Source organism: Solibacillus sp. CAU 1738, assembly GCF_039888725.1.
Lineage (GTDB): Bacteria > Bacillota > Bacilli > Bacillales_A > Planococcaceae > Metasolibacillus.
This window is the reverse complement of record NZ_JBDQQN010000003.1, coordinates 458,710-471,809: the sequence shown is the minus strand read 5'-3', so window position 1 is coordinate 471,809 and position 13,100 is coordinate 458,710. Positions and strand designations below refer to the sequence as shown.

The window sequence follows — 13,100 nt, the reverse complement described above, 5'->3', positions numbered from 1 at the left end:
TTGTATTGCAGTAATAATTTTAATAGTTAAACTAATCTCATTTCCACTTATCTATTGTTCCTTTTTGTATTTCATTTTAATTTTGTTATATAATTCAACATTCTCCACACATATTTTTGTTGTACTAGATCCTAAAGAAAATGGGTTCTCACAAGATAATTTTTTTCTTTCAGTGTACCTTACTCCATTAGACTCTAGACGGACACGATTTGATCTAAAAGTATCAAAAGTAACATACACTTCATTATTTTGACTATACTCACTTAAGGTTTTTAATTGTTCCTTCAGCTCTACATTTCTATGTACCGTGTTTTCAATATATGATTTTTCGATAGCAATGATATTGCCCATTATAAGCAACGCAAGAATGCTAGCAAATATCACTCTTCCTTTGCTTTGATAACCCTTGATTAATATAATCATTATCAAAATAGGAATTAGCCATAGTTGCGGAACATATCTAGCCCACCAAGGCTCTGGATTAATAACAATAGATAAAATAATTATTGATAAAATTATTAATTCTACCCTATTCGTTCTTTCTTTAATAGCCTTATTCCAAATTAACGCACCAGCCAAAGCTAAAATAAGGATGGCACCAAATAATGGTCCTAATCCTCCTACCCTTGTGTCGACTTGCCATATATATTTCATTTCTTCTTCAGTTATTTTGAATGGAAATTTTATTTGTGCTTCTTCTTGTCTGTTATTACTTGATTCAGAAAAAATAGATATATAAAATCGCTCAATTGTAGTTTTATCTTGAAGGCTAATTGGGGTATTATAACTCATAATATCAACTTTTCCTTCGCCCGATAAAGGATAAAATGGATGTCCATGATCTAACGTATTACTGACATAAGAGCTGGCACCTACAATAATAACACCCATGAAAACCCCTAAAATACATATAGAGAATTCTTTCTTTTTAATAAGCATAACAATTATTTTTTTTATGTTATACTCTCTTTGATCAAATATATATTTATTCAGTTTAATTACGAATGGCAACATACAGATAATTATTGCGTAGCCCAATGCTGTAAATTTAATGTTAATCATTAAAATTAATGTTAGCACTATCGCAAAATCTATTGTATAAGAATTCTTAATATAGCTCTTAATAAACAACACAATTAAAATTAGTATTAAAGAGGCTAATTGCCCATCAATATAAAAACTAAGCATTTGATTTGTTGCCACAGGATTAAGGGCTGCCAAAAGTGCTATTAGAAAAGACCAAAACTTAGTTATTTTAATTTCCTGTAACAATGCAAATGATAATAAAAACGAAGCCATCAAAAGCAGTAAATTACTTACTTTTCCATACTCTATATCACCAAATAAATCATACACACTTGCACCAAAAAACCATGTGCCCTTAGCATAATGATTTATCCAAAAATTGGATTTGAAAGACTCATCTAAATCTTCATCGTAAATCGGATTCCATCCTTGTTGAAGATTGATAATCGCTTCTTGATGGTAGGATTGTCCATCCCAGGAAATATCATAATATTTTCCACTGACAAAAGTAGCAGCACTAACAACTGAAATAAATATTATATTTAATAATAAGGCATAAATTAGCTTATTGTTCCCCTCTGTTTTATACGTCCTATAAAAGCCAAGAGCTAAGCTAACTATTAACCCGAATAAAAAATACACTCCCATAATTTTGATATTAAATAATAATGATACAGCACTCACAAAGACTGTTATACCTACTAAAAATAGTAATTGTAAACCCAAAGTTTCAGCATGTTTTACTAGTTTCATAATTGCTCCTTAAAAGAATATTCTAATGAAATTATTTAAACGTAAAAATCTTAAGTATAAGAAATGTAACTGGAACACCTATAATAGCTGAAATTCCATAAACAATCACTTGGTGCACACCTATATAATGTAATAGAAAGATAACCATCACGAACTGAACTAAAAAGTTAGGGATATAAGATACAATAAATTTTAGCAACTTAAATATACTAAAAGTATTTTTAAACACATAAATTGTATTTAAAGTATAAGAAATCAATAAACTAATGCTATATCCTAATATAAAAGCTAGTGTATTATCTAAAACTATTGAAAAAAGAAAAGAAAAAAGCACGCCATTGATTGTATTTATAATACCGACAAAAATGAATAAAATGAATTCCTTATTAAAAAACAAGCTTTTCCTTTTTAACTGTTCATAATCTTTCCACTCAACAATTTGATCTTTATGCACAAAAAAACTGTTATTTGCAAGAATTGCCATAGGTGTATCTGTTAAAGAATCTGAAAAAAATTCTTGTATTTTAGCATCGGGATATTCTTTGTAAAATCTATTCACTTTTTCTTCCCCATAACAATTTTCACTTAAACAGTGGCCAGTATTAATATCCACAATGGAGGCTATTAAATTGTTAATATTTAATTGATCGCAAATAGGTTTTAATAAAAACTCTGGAGATGCTGATATAATCAAATCATTTGTTTGTTGCCTTATTAAATACCACGGTTTAATTTTCTTTTTATTTATCTCCCAAAACAAACAAACTTTTTCTTCTCTATCTTTCACCAGTTTAAGAAAGCCATAAAAATCTTGTTTAAATTCTATTTTCTTTTTCTTTTTTAATAGGTATAAAAAGAAAGAAAATATTTGAATAGGCATGTAAAAAATTAAAATTGGCTGTTTCTTTAGACAAAATATGTAGAAATCTAGTGTACTATCTCCATCATAGATTGTTTTATCAAAATCATATATATTCATAAACTCTCCTTAATCTATAAGTAGATAATTCCAAAAGTTATACCTAAAAATAATAAAATTAAACTCAAAAGAATCTTATCGTTTAAAATTACCTCTACTGGATCACCATCAGATTCTTTTTCTACATTTAGACTATATTTCATACAAATTAAAATAACTAAAGGCACTGTCCATACTAAATAAGGATTTGATAAACGTTCACTAGTAACTGGATCTACCGTCCATAATGAATAAAAAGTTATAGTTAATGCTAAACTGATATACATATTCTTATCTAAGAAGCTATGATTATAATGTTTTAAAACTTTCCTAGAAGTATCTTTTTGCTTAGCAAGTTCGTTTCTCCTTTTTCCTAAGCCTAAATAAAATGACATGGAGATTACGGTTAAATAGAGCCAATCGGATATGTAAATTCCTGTAACAGCCGAGCCATATAGTACACGTAAAACAAATCCTGAAACTAAAATGGCTATATCAATAATAGGGAAATTTTTCAATCCATTACTGTATGCAATATTCAGTATTAAATATGCACCTAGCCAAATCCAAGATACTAAGTTTTCTCCACTTGCATAAAAATTTAAAAGGGTTGATATAAAAACTAAAACTAATACTAAAATCCTTGCACTGCCTAATGAAATTAAATTTGCTGCTAATGGACGTTTACATTTAGTTGGATGTAAGCGATCTAACTCTACATCTTGAATATCATTAATGATATATATAGCTGATGCCATAAAACTAAATGCTAGGAAGCCTAATAAAGAAGCAAACAATAAATCTTTCTCAAAAAGATTAGCACTAAATACCAAAGGCGCAAATATTAATCCATTTTTTATATAATGATGAACTCTCATTAATTTTATATATTTCAACATGATTTACTCCTAATTATCGATTCAAATTTTTGCAGCTTATTTTCAATATGTATGTTAAGTGTCCCTCTAAATCAGCATTTTAAAATAAGAATTTTTCATAATTAATATAAATTACAAAAACCATTAAAGTTCGTTTTTTACTTAATTAAGTTGGTGCCTTCTTTTTAAACAAAACGTATGTGATGTGTAGAACTCCTCTGCCTGGATACGGATACCTTTTAAATAAGAATATAGAATACAATTTGTATTCAATGCACCATCGTAGGTAAGTAGTGTTATTATAATGATCCAGTTTTATCAGTACCAACTATCACAAAGTAAGCAAAAGTAAGTTTACGAATTGGTCAAAGGTTAGCACTGCAAATGATAGTATCTAAGTTTGTTTGAAACCCTATCTCAATTTGATGCTGATGTGATAGGCTAGTCATCAGACAGATACGCTCAACCTTGATTATTTTTTACATTCTTTATATAAGTTTAAATGCTTAGTAACTGTATCTTTAATATCATATCGTGAAATATTCGGGTTATGTTTGACGGTGTTAATAGACGTTTCTATTTTTTTAGTCAGGTCATATACATTAGATGGTTCAAAAAGTTGTCCACCTACCGATTTTACAACATCACGTAAACCTGAAACATTAGAAGTAACAATAGGTACTCCTGCAACGGCTGCTTCTACTACAACTAACCCAAAACCTTCCCATTTAGAAGATAATACAAATACATCAGCTGCTTTCATGAGCGAGGGAATGTCTTGTCGTTTTCCTAAAAAATCAACATTACTGATATTTTGAGAATGAGCAAATCTTTTTGCCTCATGTAACAATTCCCCATCACCTGCAAAAACAACTCGATATTCCGTTCCTAAAACTTTAGCTGCTTTAATTAACGTAAACGGATCTTTTTGATGACGCAAACTAGCTACCATTAGAACAATCTTTTCTCCATCATAATGTTCCAACTCATTTTCCCAATCAACTGGACATGCATTTACAAACGGTTCTATTTCAATTCCATTTTCAATTGTTAATGTTTTAGAAGACAATGTAGGTATATATTTTTCAAGCTCTAGTTGTACAGCATTACTAATACAAATAATTTTATCGTAATTATTGTACATTTTTCGATCTAACATTTTAAAAGGTAGAATATTTCTTCTTCTATTACTAGTACTGTGTTCAGTGGTTACAAGCAATGGTCGATGTCTACAAAACTTAAGTGCAATAGGTGTGAATAATTGCGCTGCATATAAGTGACAGTGAATCACATCATATTGTTTATTTTGGATCACTTTTTTGATAAAAAGAATATTCCTCAAATGATATACCGAATTTTCGGTCGAGATAAACAACGCATTACCTTGTTGTCTTATATTTTCTTCAAAAATATTATCATGATTTGATAAAACAGCTACATCACAAATCACCCCACTTTGTCTATAATACTTTAAACTATCCACTAATAGCTTTTCAGCTCCACCCACCCCTAAGGTTGGGATTATATGTAAAATGTTCATTATTCATTTCCCCTATGTTTATAATTTTCATTAAAACTTATAAACCTTGGATTATGTGTTTTTCGTTCATTTACTGGAGGAAGTTCCATATATTCCTCTCCATAAATCTCTGATAAAAACAATTCAATTTCTTCTGGAACACTACATTTCACATTTTCGAATTCCAATATTTTTCCTTCTCCAAAAATCTTTGCGTGAATACATTCTTTCTCGTAAATATATGCACCTACAACGTTTCCGATATGTGTAGTCTTTTTATATTGAGAGATTTGCATAAAATACGAATATAGAGTAGGTAAATATTTATATGGAAATAAATATTTCAGAAAAAATAGTATAGTATTTTTTAATGTAGAAGGGCTTTTTAAATTAAGCTTTGCCATTCGAATTGCATTACATAATTTCAATCCGTTTTTTTGAAAAAACTTACCGAATTTGCTGTTAGGAATATTATCTAAGGGGAATATGTCGATGTATATACCGTGATGCATATCAATATGAGCCAAATCATTATCTACATACGCAGTATTATTTAATCTTATTTTCGCAAAAGGAAATATAAATTGTTCATTTACATAATAATCCTGCAAATAAAATTGTTGTCCCAAATTATTTAGACAAGCTTCTAAAAACATTTGATATTGAGATCTCGGAATGGCAATATCAATATCATCATCCCACGGTATAAATCCTTGATGTCTATAAGCACCTAATGCCGAACCACCTACTAAATAATATTGAATATTTTTTAATTCACAAATTCTAATAACCTCTTTTAAAATTAGTAAACAATGTTTTTGTACGTTTCGAACTTGATTATCCATATGTTCACTTCTCTTTTCTATACTCACCTATTTGCCATTATTTAATTTATCCTTTAAATCAAATATTCTCCAAAACAAAAAAACGGAATAAGCTTTTTTATATTTCATAAAACTTATTAGTATTTTTTGGTTCTTAGATAACAACAACTCACTATGAATAAAATTATTTAAATAGGTATCTTTAAAAATACTCCGCAGCTGATTTATTTTTAACTTCACTGAAATATTTTGACTTACTATTTGCCTAGTAGTATATATCAAAACTTTTGCTGCGTATGTATTTTGATGTACCTTTAAATGAGAATAATTGTCAAATTGTTCTAATAGATAACTCAACTTTTGATAAACAATTTTTCTTGCTTTCCAAAATTTCATACTAAAATTACTACTTAAAGAATTTTCATTACGATATTTATTATATATATATGAGTTTATATTACTAACCCAAATTCGCTTCACGCATTTTAAATAATCTAAATTAAATACCAAATCTTCTGCAAAGCTAAGGCTTTCATCAAATATCAAATTATTATCATCTATAATTGATTTTAAAAATACTTTATTTACAGGATAGCTAATTAAATTCACTTTTAAATTCTCAAAAAATATACTAGCAAAATCATTTATATTATAAAAACCTTTTCCTATGGCTTCTATTTCTTTAATAGAATTATTTTTATAATTTTTCTCTATGTAGCCAGTAATATAATAATCTGCCTCATTTTTCATAACTTCCTCAATTAGTAATTTAAAACGTTCGATATCTATTTCATCATCCGCATCACAGAAAACTATATATTTCCCATTTGAGTAACTTATGCCTGTATTTCTTGCATTCGATACACCTTGATTTTCTTGATATACATATATTAAATTATTGTGCGAAGAAAACATCTTACAAACTTCTTTAGTCCCATCTATAGAACCATCATCTACAATTATTATCTCATAAATTGACTCGGGCAATATTAGGAGTTTGTTTAATAAACTTTCTATATATGTTGCACCATTGTATACTGGAATAATTATACTAATCCTTCTTTTCATAGCCTACCTTTCTAAATTCAAAAATAGTTCTAAGGTTAAACCTTAGAACTATTTTATCATTTAACTAGACGATTATTTAATAATTCTTGTCTATATGTTTCTTTTTGCTGTTCAGACCAAGTTTTATATTCTTTAATGAATGCTTCATATTGATTTAATATTTCATTTACTTCCCCAAATGCCTTTAGCTGCCCACCTTCAATCCATGCAGCTTTCGTACAAAAGTTTCGAACTTGTCCTAAATTATGACTTACGAAAAAAATTGTTTTTCCTTGCTCTTTAAACTCTTCCATTTTCCGTAGTGATTTATTGGTAAATGTTTGATCTCCAACTGATAATGCTTCATCAATTACAATGATATCTGGATTTATCGTTACACTTATTGCAAAACCTAGTTTTGACTTCATACCACTAGAATATTTTTTTACTGGTTGATATATAAAATCACCTAGTTCTGAAAATTTCACAATATCGGGTGTAATCTCTTTAATTTTCTTTTTAGAGTAACCCATTAACAAACATTTAAATTCTATATTTTCTAAGCCAGTTAATTCATTGTTTAATCCTGCATTAATTGCAATTACGCTCACTTCACCATTACGAATAATTTCACCTGAAGATGGTTTTGTAATGTTTCCAATTAAATTACTCAAAGTTGATTTACCAGAGCCATTTATACCTACTAGCGCAACTATATCACCCTCAAAAACAGTCATACTAATAGTATTTAAAGCTTTAAAAGTAGGGACCTTTGGTTTTAAATAAAGCAACTCAAGTAATTGCTCCTTCTTGGAAGAGAACATTTTATAGTTTTTAGAAACATTTTTAATAATAACAGATTCTTTCATTTTGTTGCTCCTTATACATAATCTGCAAACCGATCACGCATTTTAAAATGAATTGATGAGCCGATTATTAATAATACTAATACTAATGCTATATTATATAATGTTAACTGCCAATGTGTCACTATATACCAATCATTATAAAGTAAAGAAGCTCGATAGCCACTTGCTATATAGTAGAATGGATTTAGTTGTATAAGTTTTTGTATTGATTCAGGTAATAAATTAGGCAACCATAAAATCGGTGAAACAAAGAAAAGTACACGTAATGCAGATTGCACTAATAAATGAACATCTCGAACAATCGCAGCTAATGTTGATGCCAGAAGAGCTACAGCAAAAGAAAATAAATACGTAAAAGCAATGAAATAAACTAATTGAATATAGTATATTGATGGCAAATATCCACCAAACCAAAAAATAATTAAAATTACACTTAACATAACAATATGAATATAAAGTTTACTCATGACAATATATCCAGGTAACACACTTAAAGGAAAATTCATTTTTGAAACGGTATGATATCTTTGATAAATGGACCGAGTACCTTCTAAAATGGCTGCATTAACAAAAAACCACATGACTATTCCAGCTAACATCCAATAAACAAAAGGAACACCTTCTATACTTGCATTCCCTCTCACACCTAATCCAAATACAAACCAATACATCATAATTTGGATTAAGGGATTTAGGAATTCCCATACTACACCTAAAAGATTATTTTTATTGTCACTTTTTATTTGGAATAATGCTAATTTAAGTAGCAAGTATTTGTTTTTATATTGCTCTTTTACCAATCCGTAAATATACATTGTAGTCCTTTCCAAAATTAAAAGTTTAGTTACTTAACTTCAATTAACTTTTTATATAACGCTTCTTTTGGATTTTCAATTTTATTAAAAAAATTATTATAATTGTTTTTATATTTGTCAGCTATAGAAAACTCACTGTAAGACAAACTTTTCAGCGCATTTACTAACTCTGTCTGTTCCATTATAACAGGTCCGAATGTTTCATTTAAATCTAATTCTAACCTATTATAAATATGATTTCCTGATAAGAATTCTTTATAATCAGGAATAAAAAATAATACAGGTATATTTAACTTTACAAAATCGAAAACAAAAGATGAGAAATCAGTTATAAATGCCCTATATTTCGATATTTCTTCTGTATCTTTAACCATCTTAACCCTAGTTGAATTAATCTGAAAGCAATGACTATAACCTTTAAATATTGGGTGCAAATTAAAATCAAGAATTAAATTATTTTCTTCTAAATAATTCACCAATTCTTTACTGTTAATAAAATTATTTATTTCTTTAAAGTATTTCGATTGCATGAATTTTTCTTCGTCTAGTTGCCATGCTAAATTCTTTATCCCATTTGTTAATGAAATCCGCCATGATGGTGCAAATAAAATTTTATTTTCTTTTGTTGTAGCACTTATATTATCAAAGCGTGGCATTAAAAGGTTTATTATATTTTCCGATAAATAATTATAATTATTTATTAGCATTTCTTTTTCATAATTACTAGATGTTAAAAAATAGTCTATTTTAGTTTTATCTTTTGAATATATCCATGGTGTATGAGCATGTAATATACCATGTTGTAAGTACACAACTTTATAATTCATTTTTTCATATAATAAATTTATAGCAATATTACTAAATGGACAATATTCATATACATTTTGGAAAGATGTCAAGATCATAGACGCTTTATAAACTAAAGCTTTGTGTTTTAACGAATTATATTTTACTAAATATTTTTTTTCTTCATTTGTAAATTTGTCTTCAAAATCTTCATTTTCGTAAGTTATGTAATATCTATCAATACCATCTTTTTTATAAAAATCATGTTTAAATTGTAAGTACGCATTATCGAATACATTTATTCTATCATTATAAAGCCAAATTTCTTTTTCGGGCAAAAGTTCCATTATTGTTTTAAATAAAGCAATACTTTTAAACCCTTTGTATATTAGATTTTTTTGACTCATTAAATAGTTTTTGGCATATGAAAGTTTAGAAATTGGAACAATATTTATACAAAAAGAATTTGAATAATAAGATATATATTTATTATTAATAACTATATATTGTTGATTCAAATACTTCTTAAATATTACAGAATCCATAAAGTAATGATTTGTTAAATATTCTAAACCATTATATGCAATTGCAAATTTATATTGTCCTTCATCATCTATAGGAATAGAAACATTAAAACTATAGAAAATATTTGTTATTTGTTTTGATTTGTAACGACTATCAGCTGCAAGTGAAAATTCGGTAATTTTTATAAATTCTTTGTCATTCTTATAAATTATTAATGCTAGGTTTTTTAAATAATTTAATAACGGCGCTTTTATATATCCAAATATTTCTATTCCGTTTTTTCCAATATCCATTCTTTCGAAAACTAGCGTAAATTTATCATATCTTATTATTTCTATATCATTATTTTTAATATAAATATTTTTCGAATCATTATTTACACTCAAACTATCTTTATATTTTTGCTCAATAAAATATATTTTATGATAATAATCCATAAAATTTTGTTTTAAAATTACTTCATCAGAAATCTTTCCTAATATATAATTAAACCGTTTTTCCCATTCTTTCCACCCTTTTTGATTTAAATGAAAAGGATATAGACTATTAGCTTTAAATCTCCAGTTTATTTCGTATAGTATTGAACTTTGTATATATGGAAACAACACTCCATTTTCCATAAAATTATCGCAATATTTTTCGAAAAGCTCCAACAGTTTATCCCCGATTGCTACAGGATTTGTATACTTTTGAACTGTTGAATATCTATTTGTTCTATATAAGTAAGCACCCTTGTTACAAATAATCAATTTCTTAGTTCGAAAAATCATATTCGCATTAAAATATGCATCTTCTGATTGGAATAGTGTCTCATCAAAATACACTTTCTCTTCCAAATTTTTAATTACTATATTCATTGTTACTTGATTTAAAAAGGCAAATCCATCAACATCGTAAAGTGCTTCTGATTTATAATTGTTTGTTCTAGGATGTTCAAGTATCTCACCATCTATCAAGGAATAAATAGGATACGCCAATACATCTGAATATTCGTAGTATTTCTCGAATGTTTCATAAACACTACTCAATGTATCTTCTGCAATTAAATCATCTGCATCTAAGAATAGTATATATTTACCTGTAGCTAAATCTAATCCCCTGTTTCTTGTGTAAGATACACCTTTATTCTCATGTTCAAAATATTTAATTTTATTTCCGTCTTCATATTGTTTACAAATTACATCAGTATTATCTACTGAACCATCATTTAACAATAATATTTCGAATGTTATACCATTAAAATTCTGTGAGAGTACACTTTCTATCGTTTCTTTTATTGTGTTTTCTGCATTATACAATGGCACTATTATAGAAAAATTATAATTATATTTCATAAATCTATCAAACCCTTTCAAGATATTACTTTATATTCCCCATTTCATAACTGTCTTCCCCCATGAACTTGATAAATCTAAATCAAAAGCTGCTGTCACTTCTTCAATTGATTTTACTTTCAATACATTACCTACTAAAATACTTAAATAATCAATTACTTCAGGATACTGCTTATAAATTTCAACAGTTTTTTCAAAATCAGCAACACCACTTCTGCTACTTCCGATTATTATTAATCCCTTTTCTAATACCATTCTCGTATTTATCTCAACAGGAAATTCACTAACACCCAAAATACTCATTGATCCTTCAGGTTTAATATGATCTATCATTTGATTGATTGCCATTGAACTACCTCGACCCCCAACACACTCAAAACCATGATCGATTTGAACATTCGCTTGTACGTCATAAATATCATACACTTCATCTACAAATGAAAAATTCGACATTTTATAATCCGTTTTGCCAAATAATAGAACTTTACATTTTGGATATATTTTTTTTAATAGTAATGATGTAATAAAGCCTAAATTACCGTCACCCCATACACCAAATGTTCCTCTACGCTTAATAGATATGTGCTCAAATCTTGAAATCGCATGTGTAGCAATCGTTACTAGCTCTGTAAATGCAGCAATATTCATATCTATGTTATCTGGTAAAACTACAAGTCTGTTTCTATTTAATAAAACATAGTCTTGCATAAAACCATCATATCCACTAGATGCAAATTGACTTGATCTCAAATAATTTTCTGCAACAAATTTATCTTCTTCAATCGGATTATTAGGTACCATAACCACTTTTGTTCCTGAAAGTAATTCACCTGAAGGATCATACGCTACAACACCAACACCTTCATGAATTAATGCCATTGGAAGCTTCTTTTTCATAGCTTCTTCGCCACGAGTTCCCGTATAATACCTCTGATCAGCAGCACAAATCGATAAGTGTGTAGGTCTTACTACAACTAAATTACTCGTAATATTTACATCTTTATATGTAACTTCAAATTGTCTAGGAGAAACTAAACGATAGATTTGATTAATCATTTATCCAAACTTCCTTTTAAAATGGAATTAGCTACATTTAAATCGAAAGGTGTTGTAACTTTTATATTAAAATTTTCTCCCCGAACAATCTTCACTTTATCGCCTTTTAACATAAATATTTTACACGCATCTGTTAAAATTTCTTTCTCATTTTCTGTCAGTGAGTTGTAATAGCCCTTTAGTTGAATAATATTAAAGGTTTGTGGAGTTTGTCCCTGATACATTTCACTGCGAACAGGGATGTTTGATAAATAATTTCCATCCTGGGATACGACAATTGTATCTACCGCTTCAATAACTGTATCAACTGCGCCATTCTTTAAACCGTATTGTATATTTTCATCAATTATACGATGTGTTAAAAAAGGACGAACTGCATCATGTGTGACAATAATATCATCTCCACTTAGCCCTACTGTTTGCTCAATATATGAAATAATATTCATTATTGAACCGTTTCGGTCCGTTCCACCCTCTGTAATAACAATTCTTTCACTTTCTAATTGATATTTCTTAACTAAGTCCTTTGTATGTTGAATCCATTCTTTTGGACTTGCAATAATAATTTTATGGAACTTACTATTTAAAATAAACTTTTCAAGAGTATGAATAATTATTGGTTTTTCATTTAATAATAAAAATTGCTTTGGCATCGGTACATTTCCCATACGAGTACCTTTGCCACCTGCTAAAATACCTGCATATATCAA

Annotated in this window: 11 protein-coding genes; all 11 read right to left on the bottom strand. The window is 28.1% G+C overall.

Annotation, left to right across the window (positions count from 1 at the left end):
* Positions 1-51: 51 nt before the first annotated feature.
* The 11 genes from AAFN87_RS11740 to AAFN87_RS11690 all read right to left on the bottom strand — a co-directional run bounded on the left by AAFN87_RS11740 (position 52) and on the right by AAFN87_RS11690 (position 13,100).
* Positions 52-1,779 carry a hypothetical protein gene (locus AAFN87_RS11740; protein ID WP_347791252.1) on the bottom strand — a complete coding sequence of 576 codons (1,728 nt, stop codon included), beginning with the start codon at positions 1,777-1,779 and terminating at the stop codon, positions 52-54.
* A gap of 31 nt (positions 1,780-1,810) precedes the next feature.
* Positions 1,811-2,758 (bottom strand): haloacid dehalogenase-like hydrolase, encoded by a 948-nt coding sequence (locus AAFN87_RS11735; RefSeq protein WP_347791251.1) that lies wholly within the window; start codon positions 2,756-2,758, stop codon positions 1,811-1,813.
* 14 nt (positions 2,759-2,772) lie between these two features.
* Positions 2,773-3,636 carry a decaprenyl-phosphate phosphoribosyltransferase gene (locus tag AAFN87_RS11730; RefSeq protein ID WP_347791250.1) on the bottom strand — a complete coding sequence of 288 codons (864 nt, stop codon included), beginning with the start codon at positions 3,634-3,636 and terminating at the stop codon, positions 2,773-2,775.
* Between the two features lie 451 nt (positions 3,637-4,087).
* Positions 4,088-5,155, bottom strand: coding sequence for a glycosyltransferase (locus AAFN87_RS11725; RefSeq protein WP_347791249.1), 1,068 nt, complete (start codon positions 5,153-5,155; stop codon positions 4,088-4,090).
* A complete protein-coding gene (locus AAFN87_RS11720; protein WP_347791248.1) occupies positions 5,155-5,979 on the bottom strand; it encodes a LicD family protein in 825 nt (274 codons plus the stop codon). Before AAFN87_RS11720 ends, AAFN87_RS11725 begins: the two co-directional genes overlap by 1 nt.
* A 27-nt stretch (positions 5,980-6,006) precedes the next feature.
* The gene (locus AAFN87_RS11715; protein WP_347791247.1) at positions 6,007-7,026 is read right to left on the bottom strand and encodes a glycosyltransferase family 2 protein; all 1,020 of its coding nucleotides are present in this window, start codon (positions 7,024-7,026) and stop codon (positions 6,007-6,009) included.
* A 56-nt stretch (positions 7,027-7,082) separates the two neighbouring features.
* Positions 7,083-7,874, bottom strand: a complete 792-nt coding sequence (gene tagH / locus AAFN87_RS11710; RefSeq protein ID WP_347791246.1) for a teichoic acids export ABC transporter ATP-binding subunit TagH — start codon at positions 7,872-7,874, stop codon at positions 7,083-7,085.
* 11 nt (positions 7,875-7,885) lie between these two features.
* Complete coding sequence (locus AAFN87_RS11705; protein WP_347791245.1) at positions 7,886-8,689, bottom strand: ABC transporter permease; 804 nt, start codon at positions 8,687-8,689, stop codon at positions 7,886-7,888.
* A 29-nt stretch (positions 8,690-8,718) separates the two neighbouring features.
* Positions 8,719-11,334: a glycosyltransferase gene (locus AAFN87_RS11700; protein WP_347791244.1), complete on the bottom strand. Its 2,616-nt coding sequence runs from the start codon at positions 11,332-11,334 to the stop codon at positions 8,719-8,721.
* A gap of 30 nt (positions 11,335-11,364) precedes the next feature.
* A complete protein-coding gene (locus AAFN87_RS11695) occupies positions 11,365-12,390 on the bottom strand; it encodes a ribitol-5-phosphate dehydrogenase (RefSeq protein WP_347791243.1) in 1,026 nt (341 codons plus the stop codon).
* Positions 12,387-13,100, bottom strand: a complete 714-nt coding sequence (locus AAFN87_RS11690; protein WP_347791242.1) for an IspD/TarI family cytidylyltransferase — start codon at positions 13,098-13,100, stop codon at positions 12,387-12,389. The genes AAFN87_RS11695 and AAFN87_RS11690 overlap by 4 nt, the downstream gene beginning before the upstream one ends.